This window comes from Luteimonas sp. MJ250, assembly GCF_039548455.1.
Taxonomy (GTDB): domain Bacteria; phylum Pseudomonadota; class Gammaproteobacteria; order Xanthomonadales; family Xanthomonadaceae; genus Luteimonas.
Genome location: NZ_JBCLVB010000010.1, coordinates 592,250 through 612,821, shown reverse-complemented (window position 1 = coordinate 612,821; position 20,572 = coordinate 592,250). Strand labels below are relative to the sequence as shown.

Genomic DNA, 20,572 nt, shown 5'->3' with positions numbered 1-20,572 from the left:
CACCCACGGAGATCGCAATATCAGTACCCCGGACAAGCAGAACCGCAGGAACCTCGACATCCGCGTACCCCGCGTACGCGTGATCGGCTCGGATGGCGAGATGATCGGCGTGCTTTCGCGCGACGAAGCCCTCGCCATGGCCGTTGAAGAGGGCCTGGACCTCGTCGAGATCCAGCCCAACGCCGATCCGCCGGTCTGCAAGATCATGGACTTCGGCAAGTTCAGGTTCGAAGCGCAGAAAAAGGCGAACGAAGCCAAGAAGAAGACCCGCCAGGTCGAGATCAAGGAAGTCAAGTTCCGTCCGGTGACCGACGAGGGCGACTACCAGATCAAGCTGCGCAAGATGCGCGCCTTCCTCGAGGAAGGCGACAAGATCAAGGTCAACATCCGCTTCCGTGGCCGCGAGATGAGCCACCAGGAGCTGGGTCGCGGCATGGCCTCCCGCATCGAGGCCGACCTGGGTGAAGATATCGTCGTCGAGTCCAGGCCCCGCCTTGAGGGCCGGCAGATGGTGATGATGATCGCGCCGAAGAAGAAATGATGTCGCGCGCCGTTGGCGCGTGACCTTCCCGCCCCCGTGTTCGCGGGGAAGGTGATTTGCCACATGGACCCGCCTCCGTGCATAATGCGCGGCTCGGTTCGCCCGCATTGCGGGTGGGCCGGTTGGACCCGCCTCGGCTGCCTTCGGCACCCGGGGCCATCAAGCAGGCAAGGGCAGGACGGAAAGCGTGGCGCCAGCCACCGCCCGGGCCAGTAGAAGAGCTACCAACAAGGACATCGCAATGCCCAAGATCAAGACGCATCGGGGCGCGGCCAAGCGCTTCCGGAAGACTGCTTCCGGCAAGTACAAGGCGGGCCACGCCAACCGCAGCCATATCCTCACGAAGAAGGCGACGAAGCGGAAGCGCAATCTCCGCCAGACGAACCATATCCCGGCGTGCGACAGCGGTCGCCTCGACCGCATGCTGCCGTATCTCTGAGGAGGACTGAACAATGGCACGAGTCAAACGTGGTGTGCAGGCACGCCGCCGTCACAAGAAGGTCCTCAAGCAGGCCAAGGGTTACTACAACGCGCGCCGCAAGGTGTTCCGCGTTGCCAAGCAGGCGGTCACCAAGGCCCTGCAGTACGCCTACATCGGTCGCAAGCAGAAGAAGCGCAATTTCCGCTCGCTGTGGATCACCCGCATCAACGCCGCGGCCCGCATCAATGGCCTGAGCTACAGCCGTTTCATGAACGGCATGCTGAAGGCCGGCATCACCCTCGACCGCAAGGTGCTGGCGGACATCGCCGTGCACGACGCGGCGGGTTTTGCCGCGCTGGCCGAGAAGGCGAAGGGCGCGCTCGCAGCCTGAGTCCGCCCGGCGTCGTCCCGCCCTGCTGCAGGGGCCGCTCCGGCGGCGCACCGGGCATGACGACATCGCCGCTATAGCGGCTCCCACGTGGGGAAGGGCGCAAGTCCTTCCCCATGTTTCGTTTTGGCTTTCGATGGTGCCCCGATGATCCTGATCGAACAGATCCGCGAGCAGGCGCTTGCCGATATCGCCGCCGCAGCCACGCCGGATGCCGTCGAGGCATTGCGCGTCGCCCTGCTTGGCAAGAATGGCAGCGTGACCGCGCAACTGAAGTCGCTGGGCGGACTGCCCGCCGACCAGCGCAAGGCCGCAGGCGAGGCCATCAACCGCGCCCGTGACGCCCTTGGCACGGCCCTGGGTGCGAGGAAGTCCGCGCTCGACGCCGCCGCGCTCGACGCCCGCCTGGCCAACGAGACCATCGACGTGACCCTGCCGGGCCGCGATGCCGCCACCGGCGGCCTGCACCCGGTCAGCCGCACCATGGAGCGCATTGCCGACATCTTCGGCCGCCTGGGCTACGAGCTTGCCGACGGCCCGGAGATCGAGGACGACTGGCACAACTTCGAGGCCCTCAATTTCCCGCCGCACCATCCGGCGCGGGCGATGCACGACACCTTCTACACTGCCCACGACGGCAGCGCCCAGGACGGCAGCGGGGAGCGCCACGTGCTGCGCACCCACACCTCGGGCGTGCAGGTGCGATACATGCAGGACCTGTTGGCTGAGGGCGGCCAGCCGCCGCTGCGCATGATCGCGCTGGGCAAGGTCTACCGCAGCGACTCCGACCAGACCCACACGCCGATGTTCCACCAGTGCGAGGGGCTGCTGGTGGACGAGCACGCGAGCTTCGCCGACCTCAAGGGCACGCTGGCCGAATTCGTGCGCGCGTTCTTCGAGCGCGACTTCGAGATGCGCTTCCGCCCCAGCTATTTCCCTTTCACCGAGCCCTCGGCCGAGGTCGACATCGCCTGGACCCAGGCCGACGGCAGCACGCGCTGGCTCGAGGTGCTGGGCTGCGGCATGGTGCATCCGAAGGTGCTGGCCAACGTCGGCATCGATCCGGAGCGCTACACCGGTTTCGCCTTCGGCATGGGCGTGGAGCGCTTCGCGATGCTGCGCTACGGCGTCGACGACCTGCGCAGCTTCTTCGACAACGACCTCCGCTTCCTGCGCCAGTTCGCGTGAGCGCGCGCGGCGCGCCTCAGGCCCACGACCCTGCCATCCGGGTGCTTCGATGAAATTCTCCGAGAACTGGCTCCGCCAGCATGTCCCCACCGACGCCACGCGCGAGGCGCTGGCCGAGACCCTGACAGCCATCGGCCTTGAGGTCGAAGACGTCACGCCGCTGGGCGAGGCGCTGCAGGGTGTCGTGGTCGCGCGCATCGTGTCGGCGGAAAAGCATCCCGAGGCCGACCGCCTGCAGGTCTGCCAGGTCGATGCGGGCGCGGTGGGCATGCTGCAGATCGTCTGCGGCGCGCCCAACGCGCGCGTGGGCCTGGTCGCGCCGCTGGCGACCGTGGGCACACAGGTCGGCGAGCTGCTGATCAAGCCTGCGAAGCTTCGCGGCGTGGAGTCCAACGGCATGCTGTGTTCGGCGAAGGAACTGGGCCTGGACGCCGACGCCTCGGGCCTGCTCGAGCTTCCGGCCGACGCCCCCGTGGGCACCCCGCTGGCCGGGTTCCTGGGTCTGCCTGACGCCAGTTTCGAACTCAAGCTCACGCCCAACCGCGCCGATTGCTTCAGCGTGCGCGGCATTGCCTATGACGTCGCCGCGGCCTGTGGCGGCACGGTCGTGGAGCTTGATGCCGCGGCGGTGCCGGCCGCCAGCGACGCTGCGGTCGAGCTGAGGCTGGAAGCCGGTGGCGATGCGCCGCGCTACCTCGGCCGGGTCATCGAAGGCATCGACGCCACCCGGGCCACGCCGGTGTGGATGGCCGAACGCCTGCGCCGCAGCGACATCCGACCGGTATCGCTGCTGGTCGACATCACCCAGTACGTGATGCTGGAGCTGGGCCAGCCGATGCACGCCTACGACCGTGCCCTGCTGAAGGGTCCGGTCGGCGTTCGCCGCGCCCGCGCCGGCGAATCGCTGGTCCTGCTCGACGGTCGCGAGGCCGCCCTCGACGACGGCTTCCTGGCGGTCACCGACGCCGACCGCCCCGTGGGCCTGGCCGGCGTGATGGGCGGATTCGACACCCGCGTCACCGACGCCACGCGCACGGTGTTCCTCGAGGCCGCGCACTTCGCGCCGGCCGCGATCATCGGCCGTGGCCGGCGCCTTGGCCTGCACACCGAAGCCGGGCACCGCTTCGAGCGCGGCGTCGATCCGGAGCTGCCGCGCACCGCGATCGAACGCGCAACGCGCCTGGTCCTGGATATCGCCGGTGGCGTGCCAGGGCCGGTCTGCGAAGCCGTGATCGCCGACGCGCTGCCGCGTCCGGGCACGATCACGCTGCGCCGTGCGCGCCTGGCGCGGGTTCTGGGCGTGGCCATCGCCGATGCCGAGGTCGAGCGCATCCTGCGCGCGCTGGGGCTGGGCGTGGCGGCCGCCGGCGAAGGCTGGACGATCACCGCTCCGACCCGCCGCTTCGACCTCGCGATCGAAGAAGACCTGATCGAAGAACTCGCACGGATCCACGGCTACGATGCCGTGCCGACCACGCTTCCCGGCGGCTCGACGCGCCTGGTGGCGGCGTCGGAAGGCCGGGTGCCTGAGCACGACCTGCGCCGGCTGCTCGCGGGCCGGGATTACCTTGAAGCCATCAACTACGCCTTCGTGGATGCCGCGCTGCTTGGGCGCTGGCAGGCCGATGAGCCACTGGTCAGGCTGGCCAACCCACTCAGCGCCGAGCTTGGAGTGATGCGCCCGCGGCTGCTGCCCGGGCTGGTGGATGCCCTGGCGCGGAACGCCGCGCGCCAGCAGGACCGCGTGCGCCTGTTCGAGCTGGGCAAGGTGTTCGTCGCGACCGCCGCCGGCGAGGCGCCGCGCGAGATCCCCCGCATCGCCGCGGTCGCCAGTGGCAACGCCGCCGCCGAGCAGTGGGGCGTACCCGCCCGCCGCGTCGACTTCCATGACATCAAGGGCGACCTGGAAGCGCTGGCGACGCTGTCCGGCACGCGGCTGGAGTTCCGTTCCGCAACGCCGGCATGGGCCCATCCCGGACGCGCGGCAGAAGTGCTGCGCGATGGCGCGGTGGTCGGCGTCATCGCCGAGCTGCATCCGCGCCTGCAGCAGGCGCTGGATCTCGACCACCCGGCGGTGGCGTTTGAACTCGATCTGGGCGCGCTGCTGGCCCGTGAGCTGCCGCGCGCGCGCGCGCTGTCGAAGTTCCCTTCGGTGCGCCGCGACCTTGCATTCATCGTTGCCGACGGCATCGCCTGGAGCGAGCTCCAGGCCACCGCGGTGGCCGCCGCGGGACCCTTCCTGCGTAGCCTGGAACTGTTCGACGTCTATGCCGGCAAGGGCGTGGAAACAGGATTCAGGAGTGTCGGCATGGGCTTGATTCTGCAGGATGATTCGCGCACGCTGACCGACCGCGATGTGGATGCGGTGGTGGCTTCGGTGACCGCTGCGGCTGCCGGGGCGCACGGCGCAAGGATCAGGAATTGACCAGGGGGCTGGCATGGCGTTGACGAAGGCTGAAATGGCTGAGCGGCTCTACGAAGAAGTGGGTTTGAACAAGCGCGAGGCGAAGGAATTCGTCGATGCCTTCTTCACCGCGCTGCGCGAAGCCCTGCAGGGCGGCCGCCAGGTCAAGCTTTCGGGCTTCGGCAACTTCGACCTGCGTCGCAAGAACCAGCGCCCGGGCCGCAACCCCAAGACCGGCGAGGAGATCCCGATCTCCGCGCGCACCGTAGTCACCTTCCGCCCCGGCCAGAAGCTCAAGGAGCGGGTCGAGGCCTACGCTGGAGGCAGCCATGCTTGATCCGGGCAGCAATCGCGAACTGCCGCCGATTCCGGCCAAGCGCTACTTCACCATCGGCGAGGTCAGCGAGCTCTGCGACGTCAAGCCGCACGTGCTGCGCTACTGGGAAACGGAGTTCCCCAGCCTCAGCCCGGTCAAGCGCCGCGGCAACCGCCGCTACTACCAGCGCCACGACGTGCTGATGGTCCGCCAGATCCGCGGCCTGCTGTACGAGCAGGGCTACACCATCGGTGGCGCGCGCCTGCGGCTCGAGGGCGACGATGCAAAGCAGGAGTCCGCGCTCAGCAGCCAGATCATCCGCCAGGTGCGGATGGAGCTGGAGGACGTGCTGCAGCTGCTGCGGCGCTGAGCACATCCGAAGTTTCGATGCCCGGCGGCTCCCATCGCGGCGCCGCGGCGGCTATAATTCTCCGACCGGGGTATAGCGCAGCCTGGTAGCGCACTTGTCTGGGGGACAAGTGGTCGTCGGTTCGAATCCGGCTACCCCGACCATCTCGAATACGAAGCCCGCCTCGCGCGGGCTTCGTGCTTTCCGGATCCGGGAACCTTCCGTGCGCGCCATGTTCCAACCGCGTCAACGCCAAAGGGGAGAGAGCGGCATGCGTGGGAAGCAGACAGGGATCCTGGTCGTCCTGGCGATGTCCATCGCCATGGCCGCGGTGGGTGCACGGGCGCAAGCCCAGGACAGGGAGCCGGTCACCAGCATCGCGCCGCCGCAGGCGATGGACCCCATCGCCACCCCGGCGGGCGTGGATCAGGCCGGGACTGCCGCCGACGACGACGTCGTCGACCTCGACACCATGGTCGTCTCCGGCGCGCAGCCGGGTCCGGGCATGTGGACGGTTCGCAGCGGTGACCACGTGCTGCATATCCTGGGCACGGTGTCGCCGCTGCCACGGCGGATGGAGTGGAGCTCCGGCAAGGTCGAAGCCGTCATTGCCGGCTCGCAGGTGGTCATCGGCGCGCCGTCGATCGCGGTCGATGCCGATGTCGGCCTCTTCCGTGGCATGGCGCTGCTGCCGGCGATGCTGCGCGCCCGCAACAACCCGGGCAAGCGGCCGCTCAGCGAAGTGGTGTCGCCGTCGGAGTACGCGCGCTGGCAGGTGCTGAAGGCGCGCTACATGGGCCGCGACCGCGGCGTCGAGAAGCGCCGCCCGCTGCTGGCGGCGCAGGCGCTGTACGAGGCGGCGCTGGACAAGTCGGGACTGCGCACGGGCGGCATTGTGGCCCCGGTGGTCCGCAGGGCGCGCAAGGCCGGCGATGTTCCGCTGGTCGAGACCACGGTGCAGCTGACGGTGCAGGATCCCAAGGCCGTGCTCAAGGAGTTGAACGAGAGTGACCTTGCCGACCGCGAGTGCTTCGCCGGCACCATGGACCGGATCGAGACCGATCTCGACAACATGCGCGCCCGCGCCAATGCCTGGGCTGTCGGCGACATCGATGGGCTGCGTGCGCTGCCCTACGAGAACCACTATGTGAGCTGTCAGGAAGCGCTGACCGGCAGCGCGCTGGCGCAGCGGCTGGGCGTCGCCGACATGCCGCGGCGAGCCGGCGAGGCCTGGCTGGACAACGTGGACCGGGCGCTGGCCGAGCACGACTCGAGCTTTGCGATGTTGCCGATGCACTACCTGCTCAAGGCCGACGGCATGCTGGAGAAGCTCGCGGCGCGCGGCTACGTCATCGAAGCGCCGTAGCGGCGCGGGCGGGCTCAGCCGTTCGCGTCCTCGGCCTCGCCGGGCGCCAGCACCAGGCGGTTGCGACCGCTGCGCTTGGCCTCGTACAGCGCCGCATCGGCGGCGGCGATCCAGTGCTCGATGCGCGAGTGGTTCGCGCGCGCCTGCGCGATGCCGATGCTCACGGAATACACGTGGCCGGGCGCTTCGGCCAGCGCGATGCGTTCGACGGCGGCGCGGTAGGTCTCTGCCAGCCGCGCGGCCTCGTCCAGAACTGTCGCAGGGCAGACCACCGCGAATTCGTCGCCGCCATAGCGGCCGGCGATGTCGCCGGGGCGCAGCAGCGTGCGCAGCGCGGCGCCGGCCGCGCGCAGCAGGGCATCGCCGGCGACGTGGCCGCTGTCGTCGTTGACGCGCTTGAAGCCGTCGACGTCGATCAGCAGCAGGGCCGCGGGCCGGGCGTGGGCGTGGACGTCATGCAGCGCGGCCGCGGCGTCGCGCTCCCAATGCCCGCGCAGTGCCAGCCCGGTGACCCGGTCGATGCGACCGAGCACGTCGAGTTCCCGGTTCTTCTGCAGGATCTTGCGCACCAGGTGCTGCCGGCCGAGGCTGACCATGCCGGTGTGGATCAGCAACATGGGCAGGCAGGCGAGGATCACCGCGGTGCTGGACGCCGGCTCGAAGGCGAAGCCGGTCGCCAGGCCGCCCAGCAGCAGCGCGGCAAGCGAGATCGGCAGCGTGCGCCGGAAGATGCCGGGCACGTCGGAATTGACCTTGTCCGCCGCCGACAGCGCAACCAGCAGCACGCTTGGCAGCAGGTTGAAATGCATCAGCGGCACCCAGAGTGCGGCGATCGCGGAATCCACCAGCAGGTTGCGCTGCTCGGCCACGAAGGGGTCGGCGCTGCGCTTGGCCAGCAGATAGGCGAGGTGCGGCCAGGCCAGGCCGGTGAGCGCGCACAGCCCCCAGCGTGCCGGTCCTGCCTGGAGTTCCCACAGCACCATCGCCATCGCCACGGCGCCCAGGCCCATGCCCAGCATGCGATAGCGGTAGACGCGCCTGGGCAGCGCCGCGCGTGCGCGAGGCGAGCTGAACACCGATGCGCGCTCGACCTCTCCGCTCGCTGGTCCCGTAACCATTGGCCCTCCCCCGGTCGACCGCCCGCTTCGACGCGTTTGCTGCCCGGAGTATAGGCCTTGGAGCTTGCGTTCAGCCGTTGGCGCTGCGCGCGGCGCCGGCCCCGGCCTGGCCGATTTGCGGCCAGCGCTTCAGCACCGCGGCGCGGATGCCCGCGGCGTCGATGCCGGCTTCGGCCAGCAGGTCATCGCGACTGGCGTGGTGCTGGAAGGCATCCGGCAGGCCCAGGTGCAGCACCGGCTGCAACACGTTTTCGGCGGCCAGCAGCTCGGACACACCCGAGCCGGCGCCGCCCATCACCACGTTGTCCTCGATGGTCACGAAGCCTTCGTGCGTGCGCGCCAGCGCCAGCACGAGCTCGCGGTCCAGCGGCTTCACGAAGCGCATGTTGACCACCGTGAGGCCGAATTCGACACCCACCGCTTCGGCGGCGGGCACCGTTGCGCCGAAGGCGAGCAGGGCGATGGGCCCACCCTCGCGGCGCAGCTGCGCCTTGCCGATCGGCAGCGTGTCCAGGCCCGGTTCGATCGCAACGCCGGGGCCGCTGCCGCGCGGATAGCGCACTGCGGCCGGGCCGTTGAAGCGGAAGCCGGTGGACAGCATCTTCCGGCACTCGTCCTCGTCGGCGGGAGCCATGACCACCATATTGGGCACGCAGCGCAGGTAGCTGAGATCGAGGTTGCCGGCGTGAGTGGCGCCGTCGGGACCGACCACGCCGCCGCGGTCGATCGCGAACAGCACGTCCAGCTCCTGCAGGGCCACGTCGTGCACCAGCTGGTCGTAGCCGCGCTGCAGGAACGTGGAGTAGATCGCCACCACCGGCTTGGCGCCTTCGCAGGCCATGCCGGCGGCAAGCGTGACCGCGTGCTGCTCGGCGATCGCGACGTCGAAATAGCGCTCCGGGAACTCCCGGCTGTAGCGCACCAGGCCGGAGCCTTCGCGCATCGCCGGGGTGATCCCCATGAGCGTGGGATCAGCGGCGGCCATGTCACACAGCCAGTCGCCGAAGATGTCGGTATAGGTCGGCTTCTTCACCGCGCCGGGCCTGGCCACCAGGCCCTGGTCGGGATCGAAGGGCGATACCGCGTGGTAGCCGATCTGGTCGCCTTCGGCGCGCTCGTAGCCCTTGCCCTTGGTAGTGATGACGTGCAGCAGCTGCGGCCCCTTCAGGGTCCGGAGCAGCTTCAGCGCCGAGGCCAGGGCCTTGATGTCGTTGCCGTCGATGGGGCCGGTGTAGTGGAAGCCCATCTCCTCGAACAGCGTGGACGGCACGAACATGCCCTTCCAGTGCTCTTCCCAGCGGCGCACGAAGCGCGCGGGCGGCTTGTTCTTGTCGCCCAGGAGCTTCTTGCCGCCCTCGCGCAGGGCGTTGAGGGTGTGGCTGCCGGTGGCGCGGCCGAGCATCTTGGTCAGGCCGCCGACGTTCTCGCTGATCGACATGCGGTTGTCGTTGAGCACCACCAGGATGTCGGGTTCGGGCTCCATGCCGCCGGCGTGGTTGAGGGCCTCGAAGGCCATGCCGGCGGTCATCGCGCCGTCGCCGATCACCGCGACCACCCTGCGGTCGTCGCCGGCGCGTGCGGCGGCGATGGCCATGCCTAGCGCGGCCGAGATGCTGGTGGAGGAGTGGCCGACGCCGAAGGTGTCGTACTCGCTTTCTTCGCGCTTGGGGAACGGCGCCACGCCGTCCTTCTGCTTCACCGTGTGGATGGTGTCGCGGCGGCCGGTCAGGATCTTGTGCGGGTAGGCCTGGTGGCCGACATCCCAGACAATGCGGTCGCGCGGGGTGTCGTAGAGGTAGTGCAGGGCGGTGGTCAGTTCCACCACGCCCAGGCCGGCGCCGAAATGGCCGCCGCTCTTGCCGACGGATTCAATGAGGTAGGCGCGCAGCTCGTCGGCGATCGCGGGCAGTTCCGCTTCGTCGAACTCACGCAGGCGGGCCGGGCTGTCGATGCGCGCAAGGCGCGGATGGCGGCTGGAGTCGATCATCCACGCATTGTAGGACGCCGTGGCGTACTGCGGCGCATCGAAGGGCCGAGGTCCGCCCCCAGGGCCCGTTCAGCGGTTGCGGAGGCGGCCGAAGAGCCCGCCGCGCGGTTTTGCCGGCTCTTCCACGACCACGGGCTCGTCGCGCACCGGCGCGGCGAAGCCGGTGGCCAGGTTGGCGTTGACGAAGTCGGCGACATCGGCTTCCGGAACGCCGCTGGCGGCGGCGAGCCCGGCCACGGTGGCCGGGCCCTTCATCATCTGGGTGGCAATGCGGAAGTGGCGCGGGTATTCACGTTCGGTCTGCGGCCATTTGTTGAGCTGGAACAGGCCCATCGGGTCCAGGCCCGGCAGCAGCGCACCGCCACCGGCAAGCAGGCCGTCGAACCAGCGCAGCCGCGACAGCGGCTGGGCGGCGCCGGCCGATGCCGTCTCGCGCGCCCACTCCTCCGCGCCCAGGGGCTCGAAGTCCGAAGCCTCGATGCCGCGTTCGAAGCAGGCAGCCAGGGGCTTGAGCTGGGCCGGGCCGAACCAGATGTCGTTCGACGCATCGATCAACAGGACGGGGTGTCCGTCCTGGCGGTAGCGCACTTTGCCCGTGAGGGCGCCGGGCTGCAGCCACGCGGCCAGTGAGTCCGGTACGGGCAGGGCTGCGGCGGCCGCGGGATTGTCGGCGGATGCCGATGCCGGCGGAACGGCTGCAGCAGCCGGGGCGGCCTCCGCCACGGGAGCCGGCTCGGCTTCGGCTTCGGGAGTTGGGCGCAGCAACGTGGAGACGAGGGGCGCAGGTGCCGGTGCTGGAGCCGGAGCCGGAGCCGGAGCTGGAGCCGCAGTTGGTGCTGGAGCCGCAGCCGATGCGTGCGCGGGAGCCGCCGTATCGGCAGCGTCCGAAGCCGGGGCGGCGTCCGCAGCGGCGGCTTTGGCGTCGGGCGACCCTGTGGCGGCGGGAGTTGCCGGGGGCTTCGCGGCGCTTTCACCCGCCTGCGGCAATTCGATGCCCATCCCGCGCGCGACATCGACCAGCAGCTCCACGAGCTGCGCGGTATCGAACGGACGCCCGAGCCGGTAGTCGGTCTGGGTGCGCGGTGCGGAGGTCAGCCCGATCACCTTGCGGCCGGAGGCGTGCAGGCGCAGCCAGCTCATCGGCCCGTACATGCTGTCCATGTCGACGACGATGTGCCCGGCGTCGGCGTCCGGCACCAGCGACCAGCACTCGCCCAGCTGTGTGTTCGCCTCGATGAAGGCGGCCTTGAGTGCGGTTTCGGTGGCGGGGTCCATCCCGGTCAGGCCGAGGGTCAGCGACATTGCGCAGCATTCCTGACGTTGAATTGCCCGAAGTGTTGCGGAGCGGGTGACGGCCGTCAACGCGCACAGGGCGGCACTTGCGGCTGCGGTGCGTCACTTCGTCCCGTGTTTGGTGACGCCGGTCGCGTTGAGCCTGCGACGTGCGGCGCGCGACGGGGCCGGGATCGTCAGCAGCGCCGGCGCTTGGGCAGCTGACTGGAGAGAAAGGCCATCTGGTCGGCGAGGATGTTTCGGTTGGAGAGGATCAGGTGCTCGATCCAGCTTGGCCGGTACGGGATGGCGAGCAGCGGCATCGACGCCTGGGCCGGATTGCGGCCGCCCTTGCGCGAATTGCAGGCGAAGCAAGCGGCGACCACGTTCTCCCAGGTGTCCACCCCGCCGCGCGACACCGGCTGGACGTGGTCGCGGGTGAGCTTCTGGCGCGGGAACGCATGCCCGCAGTACATGCACAGGTGCTGGTCGCGGGCGAAGAGTGCGCTGTTGGTGAGCGCGGGGGTCGGATCCAGCGCCCGCGCGCTGGCATGGCCGCGGGCGGCCACGATGGGGTGGAGTTCGACCACGCTGCGCGCCCCGGTGGCGCGGCTGGTGCCGCCGCGGACCGCAAGGCAGGGCTCGCCCAGGGTCCAGGCGACTGCGCCGCGCACGTACAGGCAGGTAGCCTCCTGCCAGCTCATCCAGTCAAGCGCGCGGCCGTGGGCATCCAGGGCCAGCAGGCGCACGCGACCCAGGGCCGGGACCCCCATGCCCGCGGACTGCGGGGTCGCCGGCGGTGCCGGGGGTTCCATGCCGTTGACAAGGCGAAGTCGCGCTCTGCCGGGTTCCATGGGAACAGCAGTTTATACGCTCCCCATGACGGCTTGTGTAGGGGCCGGCTCAGGCACCGAAGTGATCGGCCTCGAGCGCCATCAGCGACCCGGCGCCGGCGCGGATCGCGGCGGCGTGGGCCAGGGTGCGTGGCAGGATGCGGGCGAAGTAGAAGCGGGCGGTTTCGCGCTTCGCCTCCTTGAACGCGGCCGGCCGCGACGAATCGCGTGCCGCCACGGCCGCGCGCAGCCACCAGTACGCCAGGACCACGTAGCCCGAATAGAACAGGTAGTCCCAGGCGGCCGCGCCGAGCTCGTCGGGGTTGCCGGCCGCACGGCCCAGCACGCCGGTGGTCAGTTCGCCCCATTCCGCGCACCTGGCGCGCAGGGTGGCGATGTCGTCGGCGAGTTCATCGTCGCCGGCCAGGGCCGCGCAGAACGCCTCCACGTCGGCCAGGAACAGCTTCAGCCCCGCGCCCTGCGACGAGGCCGTCTTGCGCCCGATCAGGTCCATGGCCTGGATCCCGGTCGTGCCCTCGTAGAGCGTGGTGATGCGGGCGTCTCGCGCCAGCTGCTCCATGCCGTGTTCGGCGATGTAGCCGTGGCCACCGAAGCACTGCAGCGCGTTGTAGGTGTTCTCGATGCCCCACTCGGTCTGGCAGGCCTTGGAAATCGGGGTCAGGAACCCGACCAGGGTCTCGGCGCGCTCGCGCGCGGCCGGGTCGCTGGCATGGGCGGCTTCGTCAAGCAGGCTGCCGGCGTGCATCGCCAGCATCCGGCTGCCTTCGGTCAGGGCCTTGACCGACAGCAGCATGCGGCGCACGTCGGGGTGCACGATGATGGGGTCGGCCGGCTTTTCGGGGAACTTCGGCCCGGTCAGCGCACGCGACTGCAGGCGCTCGCGCGAGTAGCGCAGCGCGTTCTGGTAGGCGCGCTCCGACAGGCCCAGCCCCTGCAGGCCCACGCCCAGGCGCGCGGAGTTCATCATGGTGAACATCGCCTTGAGCCCACCGTGCTTCTCGCCCACCAGGTAGCCTTGGGCGCCGTCGAAGTTCATCACGCAGGTCGCCGAACCCTTGATGCCCATCTTGTGTTCGATCGAACCGCAGCGCACCGCGTTGCGCTCGCCGACGATGCCGTCGCGGGAAACCTTGAACTTGGGCGCGACGAACAGCGAGATGCCCTTCGCCCCCGGCGGCGCATCCGGCAGCTTGGCCAGGACCAGGTGGATGATGTTGTCGGTGAAGTCGTGCTCGCCGGCGGTGATGAAGATCTTGGTCCCGGTGATCGAATACGCACCGTCCTCGACGGGCTCGGCGCGGGTGCGCAACAGGCCCAGGTCGGTGCCGCAGTGCGGCTCGGTCAGGCACATGGTGCCGGTCCAGCTGCCTTCAAGCAGCGGCTTCAGGAAGACCTCGCGCTGCCAGTCCTCGCCATGCTGGCGCAGCGCTTCGACCGCGCCGTGCGAAAGCAGCGGGAAGTTGCCCCAGGCAAGGTTGGCGGAGTTGATCATCTCGCTCACCAGCGTGCCCACCAGGTGCGGCAGGCCCTGGCCGCCGTGTTCCGGCGCCGCGGTCAGGCCCGGCCAGCCGCCTTCGACGTACTGCGCATAGGCGGCCTTGAATCCGTCGGGCGTGGTCACCTCGCCAGTGGCGGGGTCATGGTGGCAACCCTGCTGGTCGCCAACGGCGTTGAGCGGCGCGAGTACGCTGGCGCTGAAGCGCGCGGCCTCCTCGAGCACCGCATCGATGACGTCGGGCGTGGCATCGGCGTGGCCGAGGCGGGCGAACTGCGTCGGTGCGTCGAGCACCTCGTTGAGGATGAAGCGGATGTCGTCGAGCGGAGCGGTGTACTGGCTCATATCCGGGGACGTGTCCTTGCGATCGGTCGGGATGGAGTGGCGGGATTCAGCGCAGGACGCCCGGCAGGCCCGGTGCGGGGCTGAGCGCGCTGTCGCGTTTCACCTTGTAGCCGCGGGCGGACCCCTTGTCAGCCGGTGCGGCCTGGATGTTGCCTTCGAGGACGTAGTCGACGCTGCGGCCCGCGGCAAGCGCATCGGCCAGCACCATGCGCGCGCTGGACGCCGGCACCATCGCGACCGGGATCACGTCCGCCGACTCGGGGCCGATCTCGAGCGCCGGAGCATGCTGCAGCGTGCCGGCGTCCTGGTTGCCGACGGTGACCTTCAAATCCACCGAGTCGAAGCGCATCGGGATGCTGCTGTAGTTCTGCAGCCGCAGATTGACCGACCAGCTGCCGTCGGCCTGCACGGTCAGCTGCTGGATGCTTGCCGCAGGCTCGGAGATGCGGCGCACCGGGCCGCTGGAACAGGCGGTCGCAAGCAGCACGACCAGCGACGTGAACGCGAGGATTCGACGACCCATTGCTGCCTCCTGAACGGTGGACCCGAGCATAGCATCGCTCGATACGGTGGCGGATGGTCCTGCCCGGTGTCGGGAAACGCCGCCGTTTAGCGTTTACAGTGAGTCGAGGACATAACGGAGCTGCAGCAGAGATGAGTGCCGATCACACCCGCAACGGTTTCAAAGAGCGCCTGCCATGGACCATCGCCGCCATCGCCGTGGTCGCGCTGGTGGCAAGCCTGGTCTGGGACCGTCCGGACAAGGCGGACGCGGACGCGACCCTGGCGCAGCTGACCGAACGCCTGGACGCACTGGAAAACACGCCGTCACCGCCTGCGCGCCGCGCGCCGGCAGGCAGCCGGGCCCAGCCTGTCGATGGCATCGATGGCATTGCAGGCGACGGTGACTCCAGGTTTGGAGCAGGGGAGCCGCAGACGCCGGAAGAGATCGCCGCGGCCCGCGACCGGCAGCTGAAGGCGCTTGAAGCCGGTTTCGCCAGCGATGTCGCCGACCCCGTCACCGGCCCCGCGACCGAGAACATCCTGGTCGAGACCATCTCGGGCGAAACCATGGCCGGCACCGGGCTGCGCCCGAGCAACGTCGACATCGCCTGCAAGCAGTCGAGCTGCCGCATCGTGGGCAGCTTCGACAAAATGGGCGACGCGCAGGACTGGGGCCTGTTCTACATCACCGCAGCCGGTGGCAACGTGCTGTCGCAGACGCAGATGGTGTTCGTGCCCAAGCCCGGTGGCAAGACCGAAGTGCGCATCTATTCTGAGCGCGCGAAGGGCTGAGCGGATTGCCCGCCAGCTCGTCTCCCACGCGGCCGGTGCGTGCCAGGTTGCTCTGCCCGCCTTTCGTCACCTGCTCATTCATCTCGCACGGTACGGCGGCGGGATCGGATTCGACGGATCCGAAGAGCGTGCGCTCTTCAGAAAGAGGTCGGCGCGCCCTGACGCCCGGGCCGGTGGTCATACCGTCCCGGTCGCGCGCTGGCTGAAGCGGAGCGCGATGCCCAGGGCGGCGGTTTCCGCAGGCTCGCCCGCAAGGTCGGCCTGCAGCAACGGCCGCTCTTCGAGGTAGCGCGCTGGCAGCTGCAGTTCCAGCGCGTCGTCGCGGGCCGCGGCGTCCAGCCCCGGGATGTCCGGGCTCTCATGGCCGCGGTGCAGGAGCACCGCGAGCCGGAGCAGGGCCGACAGCCTGCGCGCAGCCGGCAGCAGGCGGTCGGGCACGGCTTCGAACACGGCCTTCGGCACCTTGCGCCGGTGCGCGCGCACCAGGGCCGCGAGGAACTGCTGCTCCTGGCGCGAGAATCCGGCGATGTCGGACTGCGCCAGGATGTAGGCGCCGTGCACCTGGTAGTGGCTGTGCGCGATGGTCAGTCCCAGTTCGTGCAGCTGCGCCGCCCAGGACAGCATGACCCGGTCGTCGGGCGTGAGTGCCCACGCGGTCGCGACCTGGTCGAACAGCCTGCCCGCGGTGGCTTCGACCCGGAGCGCCTGCGCGCGGTCCATGCCATAGCGCTGCACCAGTGCATCGACCGAAGCGTCGCGCGGGTCCTGGTCGCCGGCACGGCCGAGCATGTCGTAGAGCACGCCTTCGCGCAGTGCGGCCTTGCTCACTGCCATCCGCTCAAGGTCCAGGCTGCCGAAGGCCGCCTCGAGCACCAGCAGTCCGCCGGCGATGATCGGCCGGCGGTCGGCGGACAGTCCGGGCAGCTTGATGTCATCGATATGGCCGGCGCGCAGCAGTTGGTCACGGACCACGGGCAGCGCGGCGGCGGTGACCGCGCCCTTGGTGAGCTTCATCGCCGCGCAGATCTCGCCGATGGCCTTGTTGGTGCCCGACGCACCGATGGCCTCCTGCCAACCGAGGCTGCGGTAGGTGGCCGCGAACTGCTGGAACTCCACCGAGGCTTCGATCAGCGCATCGCGCCACTTCCGCCGCGACAGCCGGCCGCTGCCGAAGTAGCGCATCGTGCTGGCCACCGCGCCAAGCTGCATGCTTTCGCGCTCCAGCGATTCAAAGCCGCGGCCGATGATGCACTCCGTCGAGCCGCCGCCGATGTCGATCACCAAGCGGCGGTGCCCCGCCTTGGGCGGCTGCGCGTGCGCGACCCCCAGGTACACCAGGCGCGCCTCCTCGCGTCCGGCCACGACCTCGATGGCGTGGCCGAGTGCGGTTTCAGCGGGCATCAGGAAGGCCTGCGGCGCGGCCAGCCTGCGCACGCTGTTGGTGGCGACCGCGCGCACGCGATGCGGCGGGATGTCGCGGATGCGCTGGCCGAAGCGCGCCAGGCACTGCAGTGCACGCTGGCGGACCTCGGTGACGAGGCCGCCGCGGGCGTCCAGGCCTTCGGCCATGCGCACGGTTTCGCGCAGGCGGTCGACGATGCGCAGCTGGCCCAGCGTGTAGCGGGCCACGACCATGTGGTAGCTGTTGGAGCCCAAGTCGATTGCGGCGAGCATGTCGCCGTCGACCAGCGGCTGGCTCTGCGAAGCCGGAGGCGCCGTCACCGGGCTCATCCGCAGATGTCCGCAAGCAGCGACGCCTGGGCGGAATGCGCGGCTTCGCCCTCGGCGGGCGCGAGCTCGCGATAAGTGCCGTCCGGCTGCAGCTCCCAGGCGTTGGTGTTGTCGGCTAGATAGGTTTCGAGCGTCTCGCGGCGAACGCGCGCGGCGACCACCGGATCCAGGATAGGGAAGCAGGTCTCGACCCTGCGCAGCAGGTTTCGCTCCAGCCAGTCGGCGCTGGCGCACCAGGTTTCCGGCGCGCCATCGTTGCCGAACCAGTACACCCGGCTGTGTTCCAGGAAGCGGCCGACGATGGAGCGCACGCGGATGTTGTCGGAGACGCCGGGCACGCCCGGGCGCAGGGTGCAGGCACCGCGCACGATGAGGTCGATCTGCACCCCCGCCTGCGAGGCGGCGTACAGGGCGCGCACCACCTGCGGCTCGTTGAGTGCGTTCATCTTGGCGACGATCCGCGCCGGGCGGCCGGCGGCGGCGAACCTGGCCTCGCGCCTGATCGAGGCCAGCACCGCCGCGTGCAGGGTGAACGGCGATTGCAGCAGGCGCTTGAGCTGGATTGCCGGCGCCAGCCCCGAGATCTGCTGGAAGATCTGGTGCACGTCGCTGCCGATATCGACATCGGCGGTCAGCAGGCCGATGTCGGTGTACGCGCGCGCGGTTCCGCTGTGGTAGTTGCCGGTGCCCATGTGCACGTAGCGGCGCAGGCGGCGGCCCTCGCGTCGCACCACCAGAAGCATTTTGGCGTGGGTCTTGTAGCCGACCACGCCGTAGACGACCTGCACGCCGGCATCCTGAAGCCGGTCGGCAAGGCCGAGGTTGGCTTCTTCGTCGAAGCGCGCGCGCAGCTCGACCACCACGGTCACGTCCTTGCCGTTGCGCGCGGCCTGCACCAGGTGCTCGACGATCGGCGAGTCGCGCCCGGTGCGGTACAGCGTCTGCTTGATCGCCAGCACGCCGGGATCGGTAGCCGCCTGCTTGAGCAGCTCGAGCACCGGGCTGAAGGCGTCGAAGGGATGGTGGAGCAGAATGTCGCCCTCGGCGATGCGTTCGAACATCGCGTCGCCGCCGGGGAGGTGGCGTGGCTGGAAGGGCGGGAACTTGAGCTCGGGGCGATCGACGTCGTTGTAGACGTGGATCACCCGGTTGAGGTTCACCGGCCCGTTGATGCGATAGACGGCGTTGTCGGGCAGGTCGAAGTTCCGCAGCAGGTCCTGGACGATCGTCGCCGGGCAGTCGGCGGCGATCTCCAGCCGCATCGCGCGCAGGTAGCCGCGCCCCAGCAGTTCGTCGCGCAGCGCCAGCGCCAGGTTCTCGACTTCGTCCTCGTCGAGGATCAGTTCGGAATTGCGGGTGACCCGGAACTGGTACGCGCCCTGGACCTTCATGCCCGGGAACAGGTCTTCGACGAATTCCGACAGCATCGCCGAGAGGAACACGAAGTCATGGTCGCCGCCGGACACGCGCGGCGGCAGGCGGATGATCCGCGCCAGCGAACGCGGTGCGCGGACGATGGCGAGGTGCCCGCTGCGGCCGAACGCGTCCTTGCCCTTGAGCACCACCACCAGGTTGAGCGACTTGTTGAGGATCTTCGGGAAGGGGTGCGACGGGTCCAGGCCCAGCGGCGACAGGACGGGCAGGATCTCCTCGCGGAAATACGCGCGCAGCCAGCGGCGCTGGCGCATGTTCCAGGTTTCGCGAGCGAGCACGCGTACGCCGGCATCGGCGAGCGCCGGGCGTAGCACGTCGTTCCAGCACGCGTACTGTGCGGCCACCAGTTCGGCGGTGCGTTCGTGGATCCTGCGCAGCACGGTGCCGGGTGAAAGCCCGTCGGCCGGCAGCGGCACGTCGAAATCCTGCGCGTGGCGCACGGTGGCCGCGCGGATCTCGAAGAACTCGTCGAGGTTGGTGCAGGAAATGCACAGGAAGCGCAGCCGCTCGAGCAGCGGCATGGTGGCGTCCTGCGCCTGCGCGAGCACGCGGAAGTTGAAGTCGAGCTGCGACAGCTCGCGGTTGAGGTACAGCGAGGGGTCGCGGAGTGAATCCGCGGCGGGATCCGCGGCCGCGGCATTTGCCCTGGCCGTGGCTGCCTGCGCGTGCGCGGCAAGGGTGCGCGCGGCGCGGGCGTCAGGCGGGCTGGCCGGTGCTGGTCTGGTCATGGGGTTCTTCATGGTGGTCCGGCGTTCGCGCCAGGACGCGCTCGGCGCCGAAATGGCAGGAGAAGGTGCTGCCGCGCCCGACTTCGCTGCTGATCTCCAGCCCCGCCTGGTGGAGCTGCAGCACGTGCTTGACGATCGCCAGGCCCAGACCGGTGCCGCCGGTTTCGCGGGTGCGGCTGCTGGAAACGCGGTAGAAGCGCTCGGTCAGGCGCGGCAGGTGTGCCTCGGGGATGCCGTAGCCGCTGTCCTCCACGGACAGCGAAACGCCGCCGTGCGTGGCGGGCTGCAGGCGGACCGATATCGTGCCGCCGCTGGGCGTGTAGCGCACCGCGTTGGCGACGAGGTTGGAGAACGCGCTGTGCAGCTGGCGCGTGGAGCCGCGCAGATCGACGCCGGCGAAGTCGTCGACGTTGACCTGGTGGCGGCCCTGGCTGATCGCTTCCGCCTCGCGGTGCAGGGTGGCGAGCATCGGCGCCATCGCGACTTCGTCGTCATCGGTGGTCTCCTGTGCCTCCAGCCTGGACAGCATCAGCAGGTCTTCCACCAGCTGGGTCATGCGCTGCGACTGGCGCCGCATCTCGCCGATGATCGGCTCCCACTCGGCGGTTTCGGTGGCCTCGGCCGGATCCAGCATGTCCAGGTAGCCGTGGATCACCGTCAGCGGCGTGCGCAGCTCGTGGGAGACGTTGGCCACGAAGTCGCGGCGCATCTTCTCCAGGCGCATCAGCTTGCCGACGTCGCGGGCGACCAGCAGCCACAGCGCATCGGAATAGGGGATCAGGCGCAGGCTGATGCGGATTGCCGGATCCGCGGGCGACGCGGCGTCGACGATCGGCTCGGCGTGGCGGCCGGCGCTCAGCCAGTGCGCGATCGGCAGCGGCTGCAGCCGTTCGCAGAGGCTGGCGCCGCGGTCCTGCGGGTAGCCCAGGCCCAGCAGCCTGCCGGAGGCGGCGTTGCACCAGATCACCCGCTGGGTATTGCGGTCGACGACCACCAGCGCATCGGGCAGGGCGGTGGCGACCGCGCGATAGGCGCGCATCATCTCCACCAGCCGGCGCTCGCGGGCGCGGACCTCATGGCGGGCGCGATGCAGCAGCCGTTCCACGGCCGACCAGGCACCCCCGCGCGCGCTGGGGGGCGGCAGGCGCATGCGTGCGTCCAGGTGGCCCATGATCCGGTGCAGGCGCAACAGGTGCGCGGCCAGCAGCGCGAGCGCAGCCAGCGCCACGGCGGGCCACGGCTGGCCCACCGCCAGTCCGATCAGCAGGGCGGCAACCAGGACCCCTGCCAGCGTCGCCAGGGTCCGCTGCCACGAAGTCTTGAGGGTCGGCGGCATGCC

The 20,572-nt window shown here is 69.7% G+C and carries 18 protein-coding genes and 1 tRNA gene; 10 read left to right on the top strand and 9 right to left on the bottom strand.

Translation table 11 applies throughout. From position 1 onward, the window contains the following. Positions 1-19: 19 nt before the first annotated feature. The 9 genes from infC to WCE37_RS06445 all read left to right on the top strand — a co-directional run bounded on the left by infC (position 20) and on the right by WCE37_RS06445 (position 6,973). Positions 20-541, top strand: coding sequence for a translation initiation factor IF-3 (gene infC / locus WCE37_RS06485; RefSeq protein ID WP_343254984.1), 522 nt, complete (start codon positions 20-22; stop codon positions 539-541). A gap of 241 nt (positions 542-782) precedes the next feature. Then, positions 783-980, top strand: a complete 198-nt coding sequence (gene rpmI, locus WCE37_RS06480; protein WP_055249161.1) for a 50S ribosomal protein L35 — start codon at positions 783-785, stop codon at positions 978-980. Between the two features lie 13 nt (positions 981-993). Then, positions 994-1,353, top strand: coding sequence for a 50S ribosomal protein L20 (rplT, locus tag WCE37_RS06475; protein WP_343254941.1), 360 nt, complete (start codon positions 994-996; stop codon positions 1,351-1,353). A gap of 144 nt (positions 1,354-1,497) precedes the next feature. Beyond that, positions 1,498-2,538: a phenylalanine--tRNA ligase subunit alpha gene (gene pheS / locus WCE37_RS06470; protein ID WP_343278615.1), complete on the top strand. Its 1,041-nt coding sequence runs from the start codon at positions 1,498-1,500 to the stop codon at positions 2,536-2,538. Between the two features lie 49 nt (positions 2,539-2,587). Next, complete coding sequence (gene pheT, locus WCE37_RS06465) at positions 2,588-4,963, top strand: phenylalanine--tRNA ligase subunit beta (RefSeq protein ID WP_343278614.1); 2,376 nt, start codon at positions 2,588-2,590, stop codon at positions 4,961-4,963. A gap of 13 nt (positions 4,964-4,976) precedes the next feature. After that, a complete protein-coding gene (locus tag WCE37_RS06460) occupies positions 4,977-5,279 on the top strand; it encodes an integration host factor subunit alpha (RefSeq protein WP_343254938.1) in 303 nt (100 codons plus the stop codon). Further along, on the top strand, positions 5,272-5,628 hold the full coding sequence (locus tag WCE37_RS06455; protein ID WP_343254937.1) for a MerR family transcriptional regulator: 357 nt from the start codon (positions 5,272-5,274) through the stop codon (positions 5,626-5,628). Before WCE37_RS06460 ends, WCE37_RS06455 begins: the two co-directional genes overlap by 8 nt. 66 nt (positions 5,629-5,694) lie before the next feature. Further along, a tRNA-Pro gene (locus tag WCE37_RS06450) sits at positions 5,695-5,771 on the top strand. Between the two features lie 107 nt (positions 5,772-5,878). Next, positions 5,879-6,973, top strand: a complete 1,095-nt coding sequence (locus WCE37_RS06445) for a TraB/GumN family protein (protein WP_343278613.1) — start codon at positions 5,879-5,881, stop codon at positions 6,971-6,973. Between the two features lie 14 nt (positions 6,974-6,987). Here the strand turns inward: WCE37_RS06445 and WCE37_RS06440 are convergent, their stop codons facing one another. From WCE37_RS06440 to WCE37_RS06415, 6 genes are all read right to left on the bottom strand, one after another. After that, positions 6,988-8,091, bottom strand: a complete 1,104-nt coding sequence (locus WCE37_RS06440) for a diguanylate cyclase (protein ID WP_343278612.1) — start codon at positions 8,089-8,091, stop codon at positions 6,988-6,990. 70 nt (positions 8,092-8,161) lie between these two features. After that, positions 8,162-10,078: a 1-deoxy-D-xylulose-5-phosphate synthase gene (gene dxs, locus WCE37_RS06435; protein ID WP_343278611.1), complete on the bottom strand. Its 1,917-nt coding sequence runs from the start codon at positions 10,076-10,078 to the stop codon at positions 8,162-8,164. A gap of 69 nt (positions 10,079-10,147) precedes the next feature. Next, positions 10,148-11,380 (bottom strand): hypothetical protein, encoded by a 1,233-nt coding sequence (locus WCE37_RS06430; protein ID WP_343278610.1) that lies wholly within the window; start codon positions 11,378-11,380, stop codon positions 10,148-10,150. 167 nt (positions 11,381-11,547) lie between these two features. Next, complete coding sequence (locus WCE37_RS06425; RefSeq protein ID WP_343254931.1) at positions 11,548-12,123, bottom strand: HNH endonuclease; 576 nt, start codon at positions 12,121-12,123, stop codon at positions 11,548-11,550. Positions 12,124-12,253: 130 nt separating this feature from the next. After that, on the bottom strand, positions 12,254-14,044 hold the full coding sequence (locus tag WCE37_RS06420; protein ID WP_343254930.1) for an acyl-CoA dehydrogenase C-terminal domain-containing protein: 1,791 nt from the start codon (positions 14,042-14,044) through the stop codon (positions 12,254-12,256). A 46-nt stretch (positions 14,045-14,090) separates the two neighbouring features. Next, the gene (locus tag WCE37_RS06415; protein WP_343254929.1) at positions 14,091-14,567 is read right to left on the bottom strand and encodes an LEA type 2 family protein; all 477 of its coding nucleotides are present in this window, start codon (positions 14,565-14,567) and stop codon (positions 14,091-14,093) included. A 131-nt stretch (positions 14,568-14,698) separates the two neighbouring features. Between WCE37_RS06415 and WCE37_RS06410 the strand changes: the two genes are divergently transcribed. After that, positions 14,699-15,340, top strand: a complete 642-nt coding sequence (locus WCE37_RS06410; RefSeq protein WP_343254928.1) for a hypothetical protein — start codon at positions 14,699-14,701, stop codon at positions 15,338-15,340. A gap of 177 nt (positions 15,341-15,517) precedes the next feature. Here WCE37_RS06410 and WCE37_RS06405 read toward each other — a convergent pair whose 3' ends face one another. Genes WCE37_RS06405 through phoR form a run of 3 tightly spaced genes read right to left on the bottom strand, consistent with a single transcriptional unit; the run spans position 15,518 to position 20,569 of the window. Continuing rightward, complete coding sequence (locus tag WCE37_RS06405) at positions 15,518-17,071, bottom strand: Ppx/GppA phosphatase family protein (RefSeq protein ID WP_343254927.1); 1,554 nt, start codon at positions 17,069-17,071, stop codon at positions 15,518-15,520. Then, the gene (ppk1, locus tag WCE37_RS06400; protein ID WP_343278609.1) at positions 17,068-19,233 is read right to left on the bottom strand and encodes a polyphosphate kinase 1; all 2,166 of its coding nucleotides are present in this window, start codon (positions 19,231-19,233) and stop codon (positions 17,068-17,070) included. The genes WCE37_RS06405 and ppk1 overlap by 4 nt, the downstream gene beginning before the upstream one ends. Next, on the bottom strand, positions 19,202-20,569 hold the full coding sequence (gene phoR / locus WCE37_RS06395) for a phosphate regulon sensor histidine kinase PhoR (protein ID WP_343278608.1): 1,368 nt from the start codon (positions 20,567-20,569) through the stop codon (positions 19,202-19,204). The genes ppk1 and phoR overlap by 32 nt, the downstream gene beginning before the upstream one ends. Positions 20,570-20,572: the final 3 nt, after the last annotated feature.

Bases quoted from the DNA above. Each gene is read 5' to 3' on its own strand.
- rpmI (WP_055249161.1), top strand. From the start codon at position 783: ATGCCCAAGATCAAGACGCATCGGGGCGCGGCCAAGCGCTTCCGGAAG.
- rplT (WP_343254941.1), top strand. From the start codon at position 994: ATGGCACGAGTCAAACGTGGTGTGCAGGCACGCCGCCGTCACAAGAAG.
- pheS (WP_343278615.1), top strand. From the start codon at position 1,498: ATGATCCTGATCGAACAGATCCGCGAGCAGGCGCTTGCCGATATCGCC.
- pheT (WP_343278614.1), top strand. From the start codon at position 2,588: ATGAAATTCTCCGAGAACTGGCTCCGCCAGCATGTCCCCACCGACGCC.
- WCE37_RS06460 (WP_343254938.1), top strand. From the start codon at position 4,977: ATGGCGTTGACGAAGGCTGAAATGGCTGAGCGGCTCTACGAAGAAGTG.
- WCE37_RS06455 (WP_343254937.1), top strand. From the start codon at position 5,272: ATGCTTGATCCGGGCAGCAATCGCGAACTGCCGCCGATTCCGGCCAAG.
- WCE37_RS06445 (WP_343278613.1), top strand. From the start codon at position 5,879: ATGCGTGGGAAGCAGACAGGGATCCTGGTCGTCCTGGCGATGTCCATC.
- WCE37_RS06440 (WP_343278612.1), bottom strand. From the start codon at position 8,091: ATGGTTACGGGACCAGCGAGCGGAGAGGTCGAGCGCGCATCGGTGTTC.
- dxs (WP_343278611.1), bottom strand. From the start codon at position 10,078: ATGATCGACTCCAGCCGCCATCCGCGCCTTGCGCGCATCGACAGCCCG.
- WCE37_RS06430 (WP_343278610.1), bottom strand. From the start codon at position 11,380: ATGTCGCTGACCCTCGGCCTGACCGGGATGGACCCCGCCACCGAAACC.
- WCE37_RS06425 (WP_343254931.1), bottom strand. From the start codon at position 12,123: ATGGGGGTCCCGGCCCTGGGTCGCGTGCGCCTGCTGGCCCTGGATGCC.
- WCE37_RS06420 (WP_343254930.1), bottom strand. From the start codon at position 14,044: ATGAGCCAGTACACCGCTCCGCTCGACGACATCCGCTTCATCCTCAAC.
- WCE37_RS06415 (WP_343254929.1), bottom strand. From the start codon at position 14,567: ATGGGTCGTCGAATCCTCGCGTTCACGTCGCTGGTCGTGCTGCTTGCG.
- WCE37_RS06410 (WP_343254928.1), top strand. From the start codon at position 14,699: ATGAGTGCCGATCACACCCGCAACGGTTTCAAAGAGCGCCTGCCATGG.
- WCE37_RS06405 (WP_343254927.1), bottom strand. From the start codon at position 17,071: ATGAGCCCGGTGACGGCGCCTCCGGCTTCGCAGAGCCAGCCGCTGGTC.
- ppk1 (WP_343278609.1), bottom strand. From the start codon at position 19,233: ATGACCAGACCAGCACCGGCCAGCCCGCCTGACGCCCGCGCCGCGCGC.
- phoR (WP_343278608.1), bottom strand. From the start codon at position 20,569: ATGCCGCCGACCCTCAAGACTTCGTGGCAGCGGACCCTGGCGACGCTG.